At 69.6% G+C, this 18,175-nt stretch carries 17 protein-coding genes; 7 read left to right on the top strand and 10 right to left on the bottom strand.

The window, feature by feature from the left end; genetic code table 11:
* Positions 1-34 precede the first annotated feature (34 nt).
* Complete coding sequence (locus tag IF22_RS0103410) at positions 35-1,015, top strand: LacI family DNA-binding transcriptional regulator (protein WP_030328278.1); 981 nt, start codon at positions 35-37, stop codon at positions 1,013-1,015.
* Between the two features lie 90 nt (positions 1,016-1,105).
* On the opposite strand, the gene IF22_RS0103415 is transcribed toward IF22_RS0103410, so the two are convergent.
* Positions 1,106-1,483, bottom strand: a complete 378-nt coding sequence (locus tag IF22_RS0103415) for a DUF4267 domain-containing protein (RefSeq protein ID WP_030328280.1) — start codon at positions 1,481-1,483, stop codon at positions 1,106-1,108.
* 96 nt (positions 1,484-1,579) lie between these two features.
* On the opposite strand from IF22_RS0103415, the gene IF22_RS0103420 reads away from it, so the two are divergent.
* The 4 genes from IF22_RS0103420 to IF22_RS0103435 all read left to right on the top strand — a co-directional run bounded on the left by IF22_RS0103420 (position 1,580) and on the right by IF22_RS0103435 (position 7,178).
* Positions 1,580-2,173, top strand: a complete 594-nt coding sequence (locus tag IF22_RS0103420; RefSeq protein WP_036410724.1) for a TetR/AcrR family transcriptional regulator — start codon at positions 1,580-1,582, stop codon at positions 2,171-2,173.
* A 149-nt stretch (positions 2,174-2,322) separates the two neighbouring features.
* The gene (locus tag IF22_RS0103425; RefSeq protein ID WP_030328284.1) at positions 2,323-4,170 is read left to right on the top strand and encodes a glycoside hydrolase family 15 protein; all 1,848 of its coding nucleotides are present in this window, start codon (positions 2,323-2,325) and stop codon (positions 4,168-4,170) included.
* A 120-nt stretch (positions 4,171-4,290) separates the two neighbouring features.
* Complete coding sequence (locus IF22_RS0103430; RefSeq protein WP_030328286.1) at positions 4,291-4,842, top strand: hypothetical protein; 552 nt, start codon at positions 4,291-4,293, stop codon at positions 4,840-4,842.
* A 164-nt stretch (positions 4,843-5,006) separates the two neighbouring features.
* Entirely contained in the window at positions 5,007-7,178 is a 2,172-nt protein-coding gene (locus IF22_RS0103435; protein WP_081883673.1) for a HelD family protein, read from the top strand.
* A gap of 155 nt (positions 7,179-7,333) precedes the next feature.
* Here IF22_RS0103435 and IF22_RS0103440 read toward each other — a convergent pair whose 3' ends face one another.
* Positions 7,334-8,014: a lytic polysaccharide monooxygenase auxiliary activity family 9 protein gene (locus IF22_RS0103440; RefSeq protein WP_030328289.1), complete on the bottom strand. Its 681-nt coding sequence runs from the start codon at positions 8,012-8,014 to the stop codon at positions 7,334-7,336.
* Between the two features lie 394 nt (positions 8,015-8,408).
* Positions 8,409-8,987: a hypothetical protein gene (locus IF22_RS0103445; protein ID WP_030328291.1), complete on the bottom strand. Its 579-nt coding sequence runs from the start codon at positions 8,985-8,987 to the stop codon at positions 8,409-8,411.
* Positions 8,988-9,438: 451 nt separating this feature from the next.
* On the opposite strand from IF22_RS0103445, the gene IF22_RS0103450 reads away from it, so the two are divergent.
* On the top strand, positions 9,439-10,659 hold the full coding sequence (locus tag IF22_RS0103450) for a PQQ-dependent sugar dehydrogenase (RefSeq protein WP_030328292.1): 1,221 nt from the start codon (positions 9,439-9,441) through the stop codon (positions 10,657-10,659).
* 85 nt (positions 10,660-10,744) lie between these two features.
* Here the strand turns inward: IF22_RS0103450 and IF22_RS0103455 are convergent, their stop codons facing one another.
* Positions 10,745-11,494: an alpha/beta fold hydrolase gene (locus IF22_RS0103455; protein WP_245233507.1), complete on the bottom strand. Its 750-nt coding sequence runs from the start codon at positions 11,492-11,494 to the stop codon at positions 10,745-10,747.
* A 218-nt stretch (positions 11,495-11,712) separates the two neighbouring features.
* Between IF22_RS0103455 and IF22_RS0103460 the strand changes: the two genes are divergently transcribed.
* The gene (locus IF22_RS0103460; protein WP_030328295.1) at positions 11,713-12,312 is read left to right on the top strand and encodes a TetR/AcrR family transcriptional regulator; all 600 of its coding nucleotides are present in this window, start codon (positions 11,713-11,715) and stop codon (positions 12,310-12,312) included.
* Positions 12,313-12,376: 64 nt separating this feature from the next.
* Here the strand turns inward: IF22_RS0103460 and IF22_RS0103465 are convergent, their stop codons facing one another.
* The 6 genes from IF22_RS0103465 to IF22_RS0103490 form a co-directional block, all read right to left on the bottom strand.
* The gene (locus IF22_RS0103465; RefSeq protein WP_030328297.1) at positions 12,377-13,816 is read right to left on the bottom strand and encodes a dihydrolipoyl dehydrogenase family protein; all 1,440 of its coding nucleotides are present in this window, start codon (positions 13,814-13,816) and stop codon (positions 12,377-12,379) included.
* Position 13,817: 1 nt separating this feature from the next.
* Entirely contained in the window at positions 13,818-14,375 is a 558-nt protein-coding gene (locus IF22_RS0103470) for a hypothetical protein (protein ID WP_030328299.1), read from the bottom strand.
* Between the two features lie 68 nt (positions 14,376-14,443).
* Complete coding sequence (locus IF22_RS0103475) at positions 14,444-14,743, bottom strand: hypothetical protein (RefSeq protein ID WP_030328301.1); 300 nt, start codon at positions 14,741-14,743, stop codon at positions 14,444-14,446.
* Between the two features lie 188 nt (positions 14,744-14,931).
* On the bottom strand, positions 14,932-16,107 hold the full coding sequence (locus IF22_RS0103480; protein ID WP_030328302.1) for a GDSL-type esterase/lipase family protein: 1,176 nt from the start codon (positions 16,105-16,107) through the stop codon (positions 14,932-14,934).
* An 83-nt stretch (positions 16,108-16,190) separates the two neighbouring features.
* Positions 16,191-16,760 carry a TetR/AcrR family transcriptional regulator gene (locus tag IF22_RS0103485; protein ID WP_030328304.1) on the bottom strand — a complete coding sequence of 190 codons (570 nt, stop codon included), beginning with the start codon at positions 16,758-16,760 and terminating at the stop codon, positions 16,191-16,193.
* Between the two features lie 89 nt (positions 16,761-16,849).
* Positions 16,850-18,085, bottom strand: a complete 1,236-nt coding sequence (locus tag IF22_RS0103490) for a low temperature requirement protein A (protein ID WP_030328306.1) — start codon at positions 18,083-18,085, stop codon at positions 16,850-16,852.
* Positions 18,086-18,175 lie beyond the last annotated feature (90 nt).

Raw genomic sequence — 18,175 nt, forward strand, 5'->3', positions numbered from 1 at the left:
CATCATCGACGTGGTGTTTCAGCAGCGCGTCAAGATGTCCGATGTCGCACGCACTGCCGGCGTCTCGGTCGCGACCGTATCGAAGGTCGTCAATGGCAGATACGGCGTGGCCCGAGCGACGGTGGAGCGCGTCCAGCAGGTCATCCACGACCTCGGCTACGAGGCGAGCCTGGGGGCGCAGAGCCTGCGCAGCCACCGGACCAACGTGCTCGGCATCCTGTTGGCCGAGTTCGAGCCGTTCTCGACCGAGCTTCTCAAGGGCGCGTCCCAGGAGGTCGCGGGCAGTGGGTACCAGCTACTGGCCTACTCCAGCGGGGACGGCGAGGGCGCGGCAGTCGGATGGGAGCGGCGCTCGCTCGCCCGGCTCTCCGGCACTCTCATCGACGGCGCCGTGATCGTCACGCCGACAGTGGTCGAGACCGAGAACAACTTCCACGTCGTGGCCGTCGACCCGCACACCGGTCCGTCCCACCTACCCACCGTCGACTCGGACAACTTCGCCGGTGCGGTGCTGGCGACCAACTACCTGCTCTCCCTCGGCCACACCCGGATCGGGCACATCAGCGGACGCACCGACCTGATGTCGGCGCAGCTGCGCGAGGCCGGCTTTCGCAGTGCGATGGCCGAAGCCGGCGTGCCGGTGGACGAGCGGCTCGTCCGCCCCGGTGGGTTCCGGATCGAGACCGCGGCCGGCCCGGCCGCGGAGCTTCTCGGCCTCGCGGACCGGCCGACCGCGATCTTCGCGGGTAACGACCTCTCGGCGATATCCACGATGGCCGTGGCCCGCGACATGGGCCTGTGCGTGCCCGACGACCTCTCGGTGATCGGCTTCGACAACGTGCCGGAGTCGGCGCTCGTCAACCCGCCGCTGACGACCATCATGCAGCCGCTGCAGCGGATGGGCGCCGAGGCGTTGCGCCTGCTCGTCGACCTGATCGCCGGCGTCGAGCGCGACACCCACATCCGGCTCCCGACGGAGCTGGTCATCCGCTCCTCCTGCCGCCCGCACCGCTGACGCCCAGTCGGCCAGACGGCCGGCGCTTCGTCCTGCGCCACGCGGGGGGCGAGCCGGCGCGGGGCGCGCGGACCCGTCGCCAGGCAGTGGTCAGGCGACGAGCAGAAGAACGCTGACCGCCAGCATCACCACGGCCGTGGCCCCGTGGACGCCGAAGACGATCGCCTTGGGGCCGTTGCTGCGCCACACGATCAGGGCGTCGCCGACAGGTATGCCGGCGGCGGCCAGCATGAACCAGCCCAGCAGCTCGGGTGTCGCTCCCGCCACCAGGATGAAGACGAAGAGCCCGGACGCTATGTCACGCACGGCCTTGACGGTCAGCCATGCCTGGAAGCTGCGGTCCTCGGTGGGCGTGCCGGGGATGCCGAAGCCGACTGCGGCCTGTGGCGCCCAGAAGGCGCGCACCCCGATGACGATGATGCCCGCGCCGATCAGGCCGGCGAGCACGGTGGCGATGGTGGTGAGCATGAGCATCTCCTCCTGGACGGATATCTAGCGTCGCTAGATTCGATAGCGAAGATAGTTTGCCTTCGGCAGGATGTCTAGCGTTGCTAGAATTCGCTCATGTCCGCCATCAGCGAGCGCCGTGAACGTGAACGCGCGCACCGCCACCAGCTGATCATCACGGCCGCGCGGGAGCTCGCCGAGACCGAAGGCTGGGAGGCGGTGACGACACGACGGCTGGCGGACCGGGTCGAGTACAGCCAGCCGGTGCTGTACAGCCACTTCAACGGCAAGGACGCCATCGTCAGCGCCGTCGCCCTGGACGGGTTCGGCGAACTCGCCACCCACCTGCGCCGCGCACGGCAGGCCGCCCCCGGGCCCGCGCACGCCCTGCGCGCCGTCTGCCGCGCCTACCTTGACTTCGCGACCGAACGCCCCGCCCTCTACCAGGCCATGTTCATCCTGCCCACCGAACTGACGTTCGCGAGCGCCGAGACACCGGCCCCGCTGCGAGCCTGCTTCGACGAGTTCGTCAGCTGCTTTCCCCCGGCCAACGAGCGCCGCGAGCTGTTCGCCGAAGTCCTCTGGGGCGCCCTGCACGGCATCGCCGTCCTGTCGGAGAGCGGTCGCATCCCCCCAGCCGGCCAGGAGGAACGAATCGACCTCCTCGTCACCAGGTTCGCCGACTCCCCGGCGAGCCCGGGCACTCCGTAAGAGCCTGCGCTCCGATGATCGTCACGGGCCGCCCGGACGGCCGGCGCACGCCGGCGCACGCGACAGGGTGGCAGAACGTGAATCTCACCTAAGTCGACAATCTTTTCCCTAGGTTCGATGCGCAGGACGCCGCCGAACCGGGGAGAGACGTGGACAGCTATCCGGCGATCGAGGATCACGGGCTCATCGGCGATCTGCAGACCGCCGCGCTGGTGACGTGTGACGGAACTGTCGACTGGTTCTGCGCGCCGCGATTCGACTCGCCGAGCATCTTCGCCGCGCTGCTGGACAAGGAGAAGGGCGGCTACTTCCAGATCGCGCCGCACGACGTGCGGTACGTGACCAAGCAGCTCTACCTCCCCGGCACGCCCATCCTGATCACCCGGTTCATCAGCGCCGACGGTGTGGCCGAGGTGATGGACTTCATGCCGGTCACCGGCGAGCGGGTCACCGACGCGCACCGCCTGGTCCGCCTCGTCACCATGGTCCGGGGCAGCATGCGCTTCCGGGTGGAGTGCCGACCGCGGTTCAACTACGCCCGCGACGAGCATCAACTGGAGCGCCACCACGACGGCTACGTCTTCCGCAGCCGGTCGGCGACGTTGACGTTCAACCCGGTCGACCCCGTGCGGCGGTTGATCTCCGAGCAGGGTGACATCCACCTTGAGGGCGGCGACCTGGTCGCGTACGGCACGCTGAACGAAGGTGACACGGGAGGGGTGGTCCTGGAGACGGGCGGCAGCGAACCGCGCATTTTCCCGCCCGAAGAGATCCAGGGGATGTTCGAGTGGACCCAGGACTACTGGCGGCGCTGGCTCGAGCGTTCCCGCTACACCGGCCGCTGGCGGGAGATGGTCGAGCGCTCGGCCATCACGCTGAAACTCATGACGTACGCGCCGACCGGCGCGATGATCGCCGCGCCCACCGCCGCGCTGCCCGAGCTGGTCGGCGGAACCCGTAACTGGGACTACCGCTACACCTGGGTACGCGACACGTCCTTCTCCGTGCACGCGCTGCTCGGCCTCGGCTTCACCGAGGAGGTCAGCCGGTACATGAACTGGCTGGACGAGCGGATCCGCGAGGCCGGCGACCACCAGGATCCACTGAAGATCATGTATCGGGTGGACGGATCCTCGGACCTGCACGAGGAGGTGCTGGACCATCTGGAGGGCTACCGCGGATCACGCCCGGTGCGGATCGGCAACGGCGCCGCCGACCAGCTCCAGCTCGACATCCACGGCGAGGCGCTCTACGCCATGCACCTCGCCGACGAGCAGGGCATCCGTGTCTCGCACCAGGTGTGGAAGAGCACCGTCCGGCTGGTCGACTGGCTCTGCCGCAACTGGGACCAGCCCGACGCCGGCATCTGGGAGAGCCGGCACCACCCCCGCAACTACACCTTCGGCCGGGTGATGTCCTGGGTGGCACTGGACCGGGCGATCCGACTGGCCACCCGCACCGGCCGCCCCGGGGACATGGCCTGCTGGACCGAACAACGCAACCGCATCTACGACCAGGTCATGGCCCGCGGATACCACCGGGGCCGGGGCACGTTCGTGCAGGCGTACGACGAAAGCGTGCTGGACGCGGCGCTGCTCGCCATGCCGGCGGTCGGTTTCGTGACGCCGAGCGACCCCCTGTGGCAGTCCACCCTGCTGGCGATCGAACGCGAGCTGGTCTCCGACAGCCTGGTCCACCGGTACGACCCGGTCCACTCCCCCGACGGCCTCCCCGGCCACGAGGGCACCTTCAACATGTGCACCTTCTGGTACGTCGAGGCGCTGGCCCGTTCCGGCCGCCTCGACGACGCCCGACTCACCTTCGAGAAGATGTTCACCTTCAGCAACCACCTCGGCCTCTATGCCGAGGAGATCGCCGCCACCGGGGAGCAGATCGGCAACTATCCGCAGGCGTTCAGCCACCTCTCCCTGATCAACTCCGCGCTGACCCTCAACGACCTGCTCGACACCGAGGCTGACGCCCGCCGCCGCCGGTAGCGCCGGTCGCCCGTCACCCCGCGTGCGAGCCCACCTCGGGAAGGGCTTGACGCGCCCACGTCCATCGCGCATCGTCGATACATATCGACCATCTCGAATGTATTGACGCGGGGAGACCTGATGAAAGCCTTCGTCACCACCGCAGTGGCCGCGGCCCTGCTCCTGACCACGGGCAGCGCATCCCACGGCCAGCCGGTCGCCGACCCGCCCTGCGCCGGGCAGATCCACCCGAACCCGGGGTTCGAGCGCGGCGCGACAGGCTGGACCGCCGGCCCCCGCATCGTCGTCTTCGGCGACGCGACCCGGCCCGCACACACCGGGCGCGGGTACGCCACCTTCGCGGGGCTGGACGTGACGCGCAGCGACCTGCTGCGTACCACCGTCACCGTGCCGGCCAACTGCGACCTGACGGTCAGCTTCTGGGTGCGGACCACCACCACGGAGATCAGCCGGGGCGACTACCTGAACGTCGGAATGGCGGTCACCGGAATACCGCCGAAGACGAGGTTCTCGCTGGCCTTCGACGGCGGGGCGCTGTGGCGGCAGTACACCATGTCGAGTGGGACGGCGACGACCGAGCGCACCGCGACGGTCAGCTTCCTCGGCAGCGAGACGGCCGGCAACGGCGTCACCGCCTTCGACGTCGACGACGTGACCTTCACGTTGGGCTGACCACAGCGGATAAAGGCCACCTGAGCCCCGGGACCTGCAAGGGATTGAGATTACCGTCTCTGCGGGCGGACTTCCTGGGCGGTGATGGCAACCGACTCTATGCTTGCCGCCGAATGCACGGCGGCCCGTCCGGGCCGAGGGGGAACCGATACGGGGATTCGCGAATGCGCCACAGTTCTGCTCCGAGCAACAGCACCGCCGGCGTCAGTGCCGAAACGTCGGACGGCCACCTGACCGCCACCGCGGAGGGTGCCGCGCTGCGATCCGCGGTCGCCGAGGAACAGGCGTTTCTGGATGTGGCCACGGCCCGGCGGGACAGGCTGGCCGAACACCTGCGGGTCGAGCTTTCGACAGCGGCAGTGGACCCGATGGAGCAGGCCCGGCAGCGCATGCTCCGCCGGCAGTACGACGAGCTACGGCGAGCAGAGGACGGGCTGGTCTTCGGTCGCCTCGACAGCCTTGACGGCACGGTGCGGCACGTCGGCCGGATCGGTCTCCGCGACGAGGGCGAGGGCGGTGAGCCACTGCTGGTGGACTGGCGCGCCCCGGCGGCTCGGCCGTTCTACACCGCGACGGCCGGCGACCCACAGGGTCAGGCACGGCGCCGGCACATCCGCACCACGGGATCAACAGTCGTCGGCGTGGACGACGAGCCGCTGGACGGGAGCATGACCGGCGAACTCGTCGGCGAAGGCGCCCTCCTGGCCGCTCTCGACCAGCGGCGCACGGGCCGTATGTCGACGGCGATCTCCACACTGCAACGGGAACAGGACGACATCATCCGGGCTGAGGCGACCGGCCCGCTGATCGTTCAGGGTGGCCCCGGCACGGGCAAGACGGTGGTTGCCCTGCACCGCGTCGCGTACCTGCTGTTCACGTACCGGAAGATGGCCGAACAGGCGGTCCTGGTCCTGGGCCCCTCGCCGCGGTTCCTCCAGTACATCGCCCAGGTGCTGCCCGCGCTCGGTGAGACCGCCGTCGTCTCGGCGACCTGCGACACCCTGCTGGCCGACGTCCAGGTGGGTCGCGACGAGAGCCGGCTTCTCGCCGAGATCAAGGGCCGCGCGCTCTGGCAGGCCACGCTCGAAAGCTACGTCGCGTCACTACTCCCCCGGCCCCGCGAGCTGACGTTGCGCTGGGATGGCGAGTTCTACGTCATCGCGGCCGCGACGGTGGCACAGGCGCTCGCCTCGGCGACACAGGGACGCCCGTACCACCGCGCCCGCGCGGCGTTCGCCGAGCAGGTGCATCACCTCCTCGCCGATGTCGTCGCCGAGCAGCGCGAGGCGCTGATGGACGAGATGGAGGAGGGCTTCGAGGACATCCTCGCCCGCGTCGACAAGAGCATGGAGCATGAGCACCACGCCCCCCGGACGTCCACCGGCAGCGACGTCGACGGGCTGCTCTCCGAGGAGGAGGTCGAGCATCTGCGGTCCCGCATCGCCGAGAACGCCGCTGTCGCCCGGTTCATCGAGGCATGGTGGCCCACCCTCGATGCCGAGACCCTGCTGGCTGGTCTGCTGACCGATCCCGCCCTGCTGGCCCGGTTCGCCCCACAGCTGTCCCCCGAGGAGATCGCCGCCGTCTCGGCCGAGCCGGCCGGATGGGCACCAAGCGACATCCCTCTGCTCGACGCCCTCGCTGAACTGCTCGGCGAGGTCGACACCCCGCAACCGCAGGGCGAGTTCGTCGCCGACCGCGCCCGGCGACAGCGTGGCTGGGTGTACGGCCACGTCGTCGTCGACGAGGCGCAGGAGCTGTCCGAGATGCAGTGGCAGATGGTTCTGCGGCGGTGCCCCAGCCGCTCCATCACCGCCGTGGGCGACATCGACCAGGCCGAGGCAGCGCACCGGCACACCAGTTGGGCACAAGCGGTGCGGGCCGTCTTCGGAGACCGCTGGACCGCTGCCGAACTCACCATCTGCTACCGGACCCCGCGCGAGGTCATGGACCTCACCGGACCGGTCCTGGCGAAGGCTGGCAGCCACGGCACGCCACCCCGAGCGGTCCGCTCCTCCGGCATCGCCCCCTGGGAACTCACGATCACACCTGCCGAGCTCTCCGGTGCCGTCGTCGAGGCAGTGCGGCGGTTACGGCAACGGTGGCAGGGCGGCACTGTCGGCGTCATCGCCCCAGCGGACCGCGTCGCCGAACTCCTCGCCGTGGTCAGCGATGTGCCGGTGCTCACCGCAACCCAGTCCAAGGGATTGGAATGGGACGCGACTCTACTGGTCGACCCGCAGGGCATCGCCGCTGAACCGCGCGGCTGGAACGGCCTGTACGTCGCGCTCACCCGGTGCACCCAGGAACTCGGCCAACTGGTCCTCACGCCGTAGTCGCCCGCGCCGCCGATCTGCGGCTGAACACCGGCCGGGTCGACGTCTTCACGCCGCACGTTCGATCGTCGGCGCCGGACTCTGGCCCAGGAACAATCCGGCCCAGGACGTCACCGTCCTGGGCCGGATTGTGTTGCGGTTGCCGATCTCGCCGATCAGGTGATGTTGATGTCGCTGCACCACATGTAGGCCTGGTCCAGGTGCGACGCCTGCCAGATCACGAACAGCACGTGGCTTCCGGAGCGCCCGGAGGCCGAAACGTTGAACGAGATGTTCTGCGCTGGCGCGTAGCGCCCGGTCGTCGCGATCAGGTCGAGGTTGCCCCACCCGACCTTCTGGGTGCTCGGGTTGAACCCCTGCTTGGTGATGTAGACCCGGAAGAAGTCAGCACCGTGGCTGGCCTGGTCGTACAGCTGGACCGTGAAGTTGGAGCTGACGTTGGTCGCCTTCCACGCTCCGGGCTGGTTCACCGAGTCGTTCCGGGAGAGGCCGTTGCTGCACAGTTGCCCGTCCGGGGTACGGGCCTGGTACTGGCCGCCGAGGCCGTCCCGCAGCTGGCTCATCCAGTTCCACATGGTGTCGGGGTTGGCCTGGAACGCCCGCCAGCACATCGGGTCCTGCTGCTGCATGGCTGGGTTCATGTGCTGGTTGCCCCAGGTCTTCCAGCACTGATAGGCCCGGCTGGCCGGGTTGATGATGGTGCCGTGGGCCTGGGCCGCGCCGGCCCAGGGCAGTGTGCCGACCACCATGGCGAACAGCAGGACGACCGCCCGGATGGACTGACGGACGGGTGACCGAGATCGCCCACCGGATTGATCGGGCTTGTGTGAACGCACTGTTCATCCTCCGCTCTTCGGTACGAGAGATCACAATGGGAACGCTCCCAAACCAACTGTTACATCTATGACCGTAAATATCAATACGGATCCATAAATGGTCGAATGTGGATCAAGCTGGCGGGGCCCACCGGTCGGGCACGCTGAAGGACAAGCCGCCCCACCAGGGCCCGATCACCGCCACCCGCCGTGCACTGTGGCACTGACCGCTGACCCGACGACGCGCCAACGACGGTCCGGCACCCCGAGATCCGCAGCACCGTCGAACGGATCGCGCGCGACGGCGCCCCCTCGGCTCGCCGCTACCGCAGGACCCGCGAAGGAGACATCCAGCCGCAGGTTCGGAACCGGCGGCCCCGCGGGTACGACCACCCCGCCCGACAGTCCGGCATGGTCACAGCCCGGCCGCGGCGTCGTACCGGCGGCGCTGCTCGGCCATCTCCGATTCGGTGAGCGCCTCCTTGAGCGCCACCTCCTCGTACTTGTCCGGGAACATCTCCCGCAGCCGGTCGACGAACATGACGTCGGCGGTCGCCTCGACCACCTGGATCCCGGGAGGCTGGGTGGACATGTCCATGATCACGGGCCCGGCCAGCTTGACCGCCACGTCCCAGGGCCGCTTCTGCTCGGCGACGCCGCAGAGGTGGAAGCCGTACACCGTGCGCACGTCGGCGAGCGCCGTGACGTCGGACGGCTCGTAGCCGTAGACGCGGACCCCGCAGATCACCGGCGGCTTCTCCGTGGTGGCCGCCTGCTGGGCACCGTGCCCCGCGTGGTTGTGCTGCCCCGGGTCCGCCTGTTCGAGCGTGGTACGCATCCGGGCCGTGATCTGCCCCTGCAGATCCACCGGCTCCGTCGTCGACTCGGCCCGGTTGACCAGTACGACCGCGCCGACCGACACCGCCAGCACGATCACCGCCACCCACACGAAGCGGTTCCGGTACCAACCCGCGAAACTCTCTCGGGAAATCATGATTGCTTCTCACCTCGTCGCCGCTTCTGGTGCGCTGGCAGACCACATCGGACGCCCCTGGCAGGTCAGACGTCGAGCACGTCAACCGCCGGGGACAGGGACCGGAGATGGGCACGGGCGGGCGAGGAGTGCCTGCCCGGCACGTGCCCGTCGACAGGGAGATGGCCCGGCGATGCGCCATGCGAGCGCCCGCCACAAGCGACGCCCTGCTGGCACTGCGATGCTCCCGTGCTGGCCGTTCCCAGCGCGGTTGCCCCCGCGCTGCGGCGATATGAGCCATTCCAACACGTCTGATCCGCTCGTGCAACATCGACGGTATTCAACGTGGACTCGTCCGGCCACCCAGCCTGCTGCGGCGCGAGCACGGGCTTGAGATTGGTGCGAATCGATGTATCGTGGGAACGCTCCCAGATTGCGTCCCGTACCTCCACCCTGCTTGAGGAGCTGAAACATGTCGCGACGGCGTCGTCGCCCGGCCACCATGCTGGCCGGGCTGCTCATTCTGGCCCTGTGTGCGTTGTTGTTACCGCCGGCGCCGGTAGCCGGCGCCGCCGGCCCGTCCCGCACCCGCGCGGTACCCCTCGCCGAGTTGACCGTGGTCTCCGAACAGGTGGCCTTCGGTCTGCAACGGCCAATCGCGATCACCGGGCTGCCGGACGGCCGGATGCTGATCGCGGAGAAGAACGGCACCGTCCGCGCCTATCACCCCGACACGGGCCTGGCGGCCGAGCCGGTGCTCGACCTGACCTCCCGGATCGACACCTCGGACAACGAGCGCGGCCTGCTCGGCATCACGCCGGCACCGAACTTCGCGCGGACCGGGATCCTCTACGTGGCCTACACGAGCCTGCCGGCCGGGGCGTTGACCCTGGCGCGAGTGCCCATCGGGGCCCCTGACCGGGTGCAGGTGCTGCTCACCCAGGAGCACGCCGAATACGGCAACCACAACGGCGGACAGGTGGCGTTCGACCGCGACGGCTACCTCTACTGGTCACTCGGCGACGGCGGTCACGCGAACGACCCGTTCAAGTCCGGTCAGAACCTCGGCACCCTGCTCGGCAAGATCGTGCGGATCGACGTCAACCGCGCCTGCGGCGGGAAGCCGTACTGCGTGCCCTCCGACAACCCGTTCGTCCGCACGCCAGGTGCACGGCCGGAGATCTGGGTCTTCGGGCTGCGCAACCCGTGGCGGTTCTCCATCGACCCGGTCGACAACTCGCTGTGGATCGGTGATGTCGGCCAGGGCCTGGTCGAGGAGATCAACCACATCCGGCCGTGGCAGCGTGGGGCGAACCTCGGCTGGTCCTGCCGAGAGGGCACTCCGGTCTTCGACCAGACGCAGTGCCGGCCGGGCACGCGGTACACCGACCCGGTCTTCGAGTACGAGCACTACCTCACGGAGAACTGTTCGGTGACCGGCGGCGTGGTGTACCGAGGGTCCGCCACCCCGGAGGCGCGGGGTGTCTACGTGGCGAGCGACTACTGCTCGACCCTCGCGTTCGCCGTGCGTCCCAAGCCCACCGGCGGGTACGAGTCCGCGACGATCGGCAACTTCCCCATTCAACCCACCGCGATCGGCACCGACGTGAACGGCGAACTGTACGTGCTCAGTGACCTTCCCGGCTGGCTGAGCCGGGTGCGGTTCGAGCGGGTCCAGCCAGCCGCCCGCTGACGGCAGGGCGTGGTCGGCGGTCCCTGAGTGGCACGGGCGCGGACGGCGTCGGTATCCGGCAACTGGCTACCGACGCCGTCCACCCCTAACTCATGGTGGCGCGGGCGGCGCTGTCGATGAGGTCGGCGACCGCGCCGGGTCGGGAGACCGCCACAGCGTGGGAGGCGGCGATCTCCACTGTCGTGGACCCCGCCCGATCGGCGAGAAAACGCTGCAGGTCCGGCGGGATGCCCTGATCCTCGGTGGTGACCATGGTCCACGAGGGGATGGTCTTCCAGGCGGCCCTGGTGACGCTCTCCTCCTGGGCGCTCGCCGAGGCCGGTCGCTGCGTCGCCGCCATGATCTCGGCGGTGCCACGGTCGACGTCGGCGGCGAACACCTCCGGGAACTTGTCCTGCAGGATGTACTGGTCCATCGTCGTGCCGCCCCCGTCGGCGGGGATCTCGACCATCGCGATGCTCGTTGCGAGCTGACTTCCGGGGTACTTGCCGAGCAACCCGATCACACTCTCGCCCACCTCAGGGCTCACGCTGGCGACGTACACCAGAGCCTTGACGTTGGCGGCACCGTCCGCGGCCTCGGTCATGACCAGCCCGCCGTAGGAGTGGGCGGCCATCACGACCGGACCGGGCAAGCTGTCCAGGAGAGCCCGAACGTACGCGGCGTCCTTCTGCACACCGCGCAGCGGGTTGGCGACGGCGATGACCGGATAGCCCCGACGCTTGAGGTCGGCGATCACCCCGTTCCAACTCGACGAGCCGGCGAATGCCCCGTGGACCAGCACCACTGTCGGCATCCCCGCACCCTGGGCAGACATGTCAGGAGCAATGCTCATCTGGGATTCCTTTCGAGGTGCCTCGCCGTTCGCCAGGGCTGGCGCGAAGAGCCGAATCGACCGGGCCGCGCGCATCAGCCGCGCATCCCGGATCCGGCGGATTGCCGCATTCAGAATCCAGCATTGTCCGGCGACTGTCGCCGAGATCGAGGAATTGAGCGACGTCGGTCTACACGTCACGCGGCGCGACCGAACGTTCTATTCGCTAAGATGGGTGGATGACGCGCGAAGAACCCGAGGCCCGGCCCTCTGAGGCACGACTCAGGCTGCTCCGCACGGCGACCAGGATCTTCTACACGGAGGGCATCCACTCCGTCGGCGTCGACCGGATCATCGCCGAGGCGAAGGTGACCAGGGCCACCTTCTATCGGCATTTTCCCAGCAAGGACGACCTCATTCTGGCCTACCTGCGTGAGGTGCAGCAGATGGAGCGCGGCATGGTGGACGAGGCTCTCGCCGCCAACCGGTCGCCGGTCGATCCGCTGCTGGCCATCGCCGGTTCCATCGCGCAGAACATCCAGTCCCCCGGGTTCCGGGGGTGCGCGTTCCTGAACGCCGCGGCGGAATATCCCGACGCGAACCATCCCGTGCACCAGGAACTCATGGCCCACCGGCAGTGGTTCCTGGACACCATCACCATGCTCATGGCGCAGGTCGACAAAGAAACGGCGGATCCCGCGGCGCGTCACTTCGTCATGCTCCGCGACGGCGCCATGGCGGCCGGATGCCTCTCCGACCCGACGATGGTGTCCGAGACGTTCCTGAGTGGCATCCAAGGGCTCCTCAGGATCAACGCGCAGCGTCAGGCGGCACGGTAGCCGCCAAGAGTCCGCCGCGGTCGTGCGCGGCCGGTGACGGCGCGCACGACCGCGACGGCTCAGCTCAGCGGCCGTACGCCTCCAGCAGGCGCAGCCAGACCTCGCTGACGGTCGGGTACGCGGGCACGGCGTGCCACAGCCGGTCCAGTGGGACCTCGCCGACGATGGCGATCGTCGCGGCATGCAGCAGTTCCGCGACGTCCGGGCCGACGAGGGTGAAGCCGACGATCACCCGCCGCTCCTCGTCCACGACCATGCGGGCGTGCCCCTGGTAGCCCTCGGCATGCAGCGTGGACCCGGCGACGGCGGCCAGGTCGTAGTCGACGACCCGGATCCGCAGCCCGGCCGCCTTGGCGGCGGCCGCGGTCAGCCCCACCGACGCGACCTCCGGGTCGGTGAAGACGACCTGCGGCACGGCGCGCGCGTCGGCCGTGGCGACGTGCCGACCCCACGGGCGGTCGTCCACCGCCTCGCCGGTGGCCCGCGCCACGATGACGTCACCCACCGCGCGAGCCTGGTACTTGCCCTGGTGGGTCAGCAGCACCCGCCGGTTGACGTCGCCGGCCGCGTACAGCCACCCGTCGCCGATCAACGCCCCGGCGTCGTCGAGCACCCGCAGGGTGTCGTCGACAGTGAGCCAGGCACCCGGCTTCAGGCCGATCCGGTCGAGGCCGACGTCCTGGGTGTTCGGCGTACGGCCGATCGCGACGAGGACCTCGTCGGCGTCGACCTGTTCGCCGTCGGTGAGCGTGATGTGCACGGTGCCGTCGCCGTCGCGGCTCACCGACGCGGCCTCGGCAGCCAGACGCACCGACACGCCGGCTTCCCGCAGGGACTGCGTGACCCGCTCGCCGACGAACGGCTCCGCCCGCGTGAGCAGTCCGTCCCGGGCGAGCACCGTCACCGCCGAGCCGAGGCCCGCGTACGCGGTCGCCATCTCCGTGGCCACCACGCCACCACCGATGATGGCGAGCCGCCCGGGCACCTGGCTCGCGGCGGCTGCCTCCCGGCTGGTCCACGGTGCCGCCTCGCCCAGACCGGAGACGTCCGGCAGCAGGGCGCTACTGCCGGTCGCGATGACCACAGCGTGTCGGGCGGTGAGCAAGGTCGGGGCGGTGTCCGCGCCGGTCACCTCGACGGTCCGGTCGGAGCTGATCCGTCCCTGGCCGCGATACAGCGTGATCCCCGCCGAGTTCAGCCAGGACACCTGCCCGTCGTCCGTCCAGTGCGACACGATGGAGTCCCGGCGGCGCAGCACGGCCGCCGCGTCCAGTTCGCCGGTCACCGCCTCGCGCGCACCCGGCAGCTGGCGGGCCGCCCGCAGCGCGGTCTGGCTGCGCAGCAACGCCTTGGTCGGCATGCAGGCCCAGTAGGAGCATTCGCCACCCACCAGTTCCCGCTCGACGATCGCGGCGGTCAGGCCGCCCTGCACGACGCGGTCGGCGACGTTCTCCCCCACCGGTCCCGCGCCGATGACAACGACGTCGTAGGTGGCGCTCTCCATGTCAGTTGCCCTTCGCGGTGCGGCCGAGGCGGATGGCTGCGATGAGGAAGAAGATGGCGCCGGGGATGGCGTAGCCGATCGCGTTGGTCAGGGCCGGGTTGTCCGCCGAGGCCGCCGCGATGAACGATCCACCGGCGAGTACGGAGAGACCACCGCTGATGATCATCGGCCACTGGCCGCCCATCTTACGGCGGGTGACGCCGACGATCAGCTGCACCAGCCCGGCCACGACCGCCCAGGCACCCCAGACCCGCAGGACCGCCGGGACGCCGGACGTACCGGCGATGCCCAGGCCGACCGCGGCGAGCAGGCTGATCGCGACGTTCACGTACAGCAGGGTGGGCGATCCGGTGGCCCGCGACGCGCGGACGTCGACGATGGCGGCAGCCACGTCGAACAGCGGGTAGAGCACGAGCAGCGTGGCGGTGAGGGGGTTGAGGTGCTTCGCGAGGGGGAAGGTCACGGCAGCCCAGACGATGGCGAAGGCGAAGCGGCCGAAGTACAGCCGCCGCAGGGCGGCGGCCGTCGTCGAGATGCCGGGAACGGCAACGGTGGTCATGTCATCCTCTCGAGGATTCCGGAGCGAACTGACGTTCAGCGGGGTGCGGGGCCCCTGGAGGGGCGGGGCTATTCGACGTCCGAGAACAGCCCCGTGATCTCCACCTGAGCGCCCTGGAGCCCACCGAAGACGGCGCCGGCGGCGGGCGTCGCGACCGCGGCGGAGGCGTCCTCGTAGCTGGCGAAGTAGAGGTCGAGCGTCCGGTACGCGGGGGTGGGCGTGCCGTCCTCCTTCGGCCACACCTTGGCCGACTCGACCCGCTGAAGCTTCGGGAACGTCTCCGCGGCCCGGCGTACGTCGGCGTAGACCTTCTCGAACTCGTCCGGGTTGGCGGGATTCCCGATGATCAGAGTGATCTTGGTGGGCATGGCGCTCTCCTTCGGTCACCGCCGCACAGTCAACTGCCGATAGGCGGAACGAACGTTCTGTCTCTGGGAACGGTAGCGAACGGCGCCCCGATCGTCAAGACCGATCGTTCTGTTCACCCAGAGCCGACCCGCGTCCGGGCCGGCACGTCGCGGGCCTGGGCCGGCTGCTGTCCGCGTACTCGAAGGGTTTATCGGGTCTTCGTGGCGAAGGGCCCGCCGTCGCCGAACGCGAGCCGCGCGAAGTTCTCCGCGATGCGGCGATGTCCGGCACCGTCGGGGTGGACCTCGTCGGGGAGGGGAAATTCGGCGTAGTCGGCCTCGCCGTAGAGGTCACGTCCGTCGAGGTAGTGCAGGTTCGGGTCGTCGGCGGCCCGCTGTTGAACGATCTTGGCGAGTTCGTCCCGGATGATGGTGAGGGTCAGCCGCCCGGCGCTGCGTTCGGCCGGATCTCCGGTGGCCGTGAACCGCAGCCTCCCGCCGTCGAGGTCCGGTGCGAGAGGGCCGGGCGTGTCTTCCTGGACCGGGCACAGGATGGCGGACACGACCAGCAGTGGCGTGCTCGGGTGCCCCTCCCGGATGGTGTCGAGGAAACCGTGGACCGCGGGGGTGAAGGCGCGCAGCCGCATCGCGTCGCTGTTGACGATGTTGATGCCGATCTTGACGCTGATCAGGTCCGCGGGGATGTCCCGCATGGCGCGGGCGGTGAACGGGTCGAGCAGCGCGCTCCCCCCGAACCCCAGGTTGACCAGCTCCACGCCGCCCGCTGCGGCGGCCAGCGCCGGCCAGATGGCGCTGGGATGACCGGCGTTCGAGCCGTGGCTGATGGAACTGCCGTGGTGCAGCCACGTCCTGCGGCGGCTGGGCGGGCTCTGCTCGACGGGCGCGTCGGTGCGCAGCGCGATCAACTCGGTGATCTCCGTGTGCGGGAGCCAGATCTCGACGTCCTTCTCACCTGCGGGCAGATCGGCGAAGCGAGCGGTGCCGGCCGGTCCTTCGGCGAGCACCGACGTCTGGGTGAACATGTCGGTGACGGTCCGGACGTTGCCGCCGGACACCGAGGCCTGCGCGGCCAGACGGCCGTCGATCAGCAGGTCGTAGACGCCGTCCGCGGGCGGCGGGAAGCCCTGGTAGACCCGTTTGGTGGGCAGCGTGTCCAGTTCGATGGTGGTGGCCCGGGTCCGGAAGACCAGTCGCACACCGGAGGGCTGGGCCTCGGCCATGGCCAACTGGTCGTCGGGGATCTGCCGGCGCGCCCGCGCGGTCAGCCGATGCGGCAGCAGACCGCGCGTGGTGGTCTCCAGGTCGACGGCGCCGCGCAGCAGGTCCGCAGTGATCGGGGTGGTCCATCGATGATCGGTGGTCATTGCCTCAAGCCTTTCGAGGGATGTCGGTGTTCGTCGGCGCGCCGCGCCGCGAACCACGCGCGGACGGGCGGCCCTTCACCCCGTCAGGAACCGCTGCGGCTGCGCAGCAGCGCGTCGAGTGAATCCACGATCCAGTCCCAGGATTCCCGCTCGTCGGGGGCGCTGTGCGCGAAACCGCCGGCCAGTTCCAAGCTGACGAAGCCGTGGAAGACGCTGCCCAGCAGGCGGACCGCGTGCGTCGCGTCCGGCTCGTTCAACCCGTAGCCCCGCAGGATCGCCCGGGCCATCTGCGCGTGCCGGACGCCGGCGCTCGCGGCTGCCGTCTTCGGATCGAGCCGGAGCCGAGCGGCGGCATAACGGCCCGGGTGTTCCCTGGCGTAGTCGCGGTAGGCCTCGGCGAACGCGGCCAGGGCATCCCGGCCGGCACGACCGGCGACGGCATCGGCCACCCGGTCGGCGAGTTCGTCCAGCGCGAACAGCGCGATGCGGACCCTGAGGTCATGTGAGTTCTTCAGGTGCGAGTACAGGCTGGGGAGCTTGACGCCGCACCGCCGGGCGAGCGCCGAGACGGTGACCTCGTCGAAGCCGACCTCGTCGGCCAGCTCCGCCCCCGCTCGGGTCAGACGCTCCGGCGTGAGCCCTCGCTTCTCCATGACCCCTCCCCCAGCTGCCTAGCACTATCAGGTTGCTGCCTAATAGTACTAGGACAGCTGCCGGGGCCCGGCGGGGGCCCGCTGCCGCGTCACGCCTCGGAATCGCCGACGTCGGGCTTCTCCCCTCCGGTCGGTGACCCGGGAGCCTCCATCGGTCGCCCCCGCCGCCACCACGCGTCGACAAGCGCGACCAGGGCCAGCACCCCGGCCACCACGCTCAGCCCGACCATCGGCGCCCAGTGGGCCAGCGCCGGCGTGCACAGCAGCAGAGCGACCAGTCCGATCGGCTGGGACCGGGACACCCTCCCGAAGATCTCGTACTCCAACCGGACACGGGAGACGAGGAAGAGCATCGGACCGCCGACCACGAACGGCAGCCAATTCGGCCTCGGCCGCCCGAACGGATCATCGATCACCAACTCGTAGCCGACCGCCGTGACGAGCACGCTGAGCACGAGCAACAGGTGCGTCCGTTCCAACGCCGTGCCCAGCCGAGCGGGCATGGCCACCCGGTCCAACGCATCGGTCAGGAGCAGACCCGCGCAGTGGAAATAGATTCGCCAGAGCAGCGCGCTGGTCGCGAACGCGACAGCGAAGGCGGCTGCCCGGTCCGCCGCATAGTCCGTGCCACTGAAAACCACGCCGATGACCAGAATCGACTCACCGAGTGCGATGAGGAACATCTGCTGATACCGGTCAGCGAGGTGCGTCCCGGCGATCCGCCACCGGGCCACCTTCGAGGCCCCGAGCCAGGGCAGCGGCCAACCCAGGGCCCACGCGACGTAGTCGACAGCGACAGCGGCAACCCACAGCGGCAGGCGGAGGTCGTCCGGACCCAGCGCGCCGGCCAACCACAGTGGCGCGCTCGCCGATGCCCACACGGCAAGCCGGAACGGCACCAGCCGTCGCGGATGGCCACGCAGCGCGGCGGCGATCACCAACGGCCGTACCACCATCACCATCAGGTACGCGGCAGCGAACGGCAGCGCCCGCTCCTCCATCGCCCTCGGCAACGTCACTGCCATGATCAGACCGGCGAACATGGTGCCGACCACGACGGCCTGAATGACCGGTTGCTCCGGTTCGTAACGGCTGGTGATCCAGGCGGTGTGCGACCAGATCAGCCAGAGCGCCAGAAAGAGCAGGAGCGTCCGCCCGAACCCCAGCACCAGCGTCCAGCCGGTGTCCTCGCCGAGTCCGGCGAACCGTTGCGAGACTCGGGTGAGGGCCACCACGAACGCCAGATCGAAGAACAGCTCCAGGAACGTCGCACGGCCCGAACTCGTCGGCGGACGCAGCAGCCCGGCACCCCGCCCCGCCGCCATCGACCGCCTCCATCCGCCCCTGGTCGCACCAACGACGCGGCAGCGGAAGGAGTTGCGTCAGCGGACGCGCACCGGATTGGCCTCACCCCC

It is taken from the genome of Micromonospora parva, assembly GCF_000718515.1.
Taxonomy (GTDB): domain Bacteria; phylum Actinomycetota; class Actinomycetes; order Mycobacteriales; family Micromonosporaceae; genus Micromonospora; species Micromonospora parva.

Excerpts from the sequence above, each read along its gene's own strand:
- IF22_RS0103410 (WP_030328278.1), top strand. The coding sequence starts at position 35 with ATGTCCGATGTCGCACGCACTGCCGGCGTCTCGGTCGCGACCGTATCG.
- IF22_RS0103415 (WP_030328280.1), bottom strand. The coding sequence starts at position 1,483 with ATGCTCACCACCATCGCCACCGTGCTCGCCGGCCTGATCGGCGCGGGC.
- IF22_RS0103420 (WP_036410724.1), top strand. The coding sequence starts at position 1,580 with ATGTCCGCCATCAGCGAGCGCCGTGAACGTGAACGCGCGCACCGCCAC.
- IF22_RS0103430 (WP_030328286.1), top strand. The coding sequence starts at position 4,291 with ATGAAAGCCTTCGTCACCACCGCAGTGGCCGCGGCCCTGCTCCTGACC.
- IF22_RS0103435 (WP_081883673.1), top strand. The coding sequence starts at position 5,007 with ATGCGCCACAGTTCTGCTCCGAGCAACAGCACCGCCGGCGTCAGTGCC.
- IF22_RS0103445 (WP_030328291.1), bottom strand. The coding sequence starts at position 8,987 with ATGATTTCCCGAGAGAGTTTCGCGGGTTGGTACCGGAACCGCTTCGTG.
- IF22_RS0103450 (WP_030328292.1), top strand. The coding sequence starts at position 9,439 with ATGTCGCGACGGCGTCGTCGCCCGGCCACCATGCTGGCCGGGCTGCTC.
- IF22_RS0103455 (WP_245233507.1), bottom strand. The coding sequence starts at position 11,494 with ATGAGCATTGCTCCTGACATGTCTGCCCAGGGTGCGGGGATGCCGACA.
- IF22_RS0103460 (WP_030328295.1), top strand. The coding sequence starts at position 11,713 with ATGACGCGCGAAGAACCCGAGGCCCGGCCCTCTGAGGCACGACTCAGG.
- IF22_RS0103465 (WP_030328297.1), bottom strand. The coding sequence starts at position 13,816 with ATGGAGAGCGCCACCTACGACGTCGTTGTCATCGGCGCGGGACCGGTG.
- IF22_RS0103470 (WP_030328299.1), bottom strand. The coding sequence starts at position 14,375 with ATGACCACCGTTGCCGTTCCCGGCATCTCGACGACGGCCGCCGCCCTG.
- IF22_RS0103475 (WP_030328301.1), bottom strand. The coding sequence starts at position 14,743 with ATGCCCACCAAGATCACTCTGATCATCGGGAATCCCGCCAACCCGGAC.
- IF22_RS0103480 (WP_030328302.1), bottom strand. The coding sequence starts at position 16,107 with ATGACCACCGATCATCGATGGACCACCCCGATCACTGCGGACCTGCTG.
- IF22_RS0103485 (WP_030328304.1), bottom strand. The coding sequence starts at position 16,760 with ATGGAGAAGCGAGGGCTCACGCCGGAGCGTCTGACCCGAGCGGGGGCG.
- IF22_RS0103490 (WP_030328306.1), bottom strand. The coding sequence starts at position 18,085 with ATGGCGGCGGGGCGGGGTGCCGGGCTGCTGCGTCCGCCGACGAGTTCG.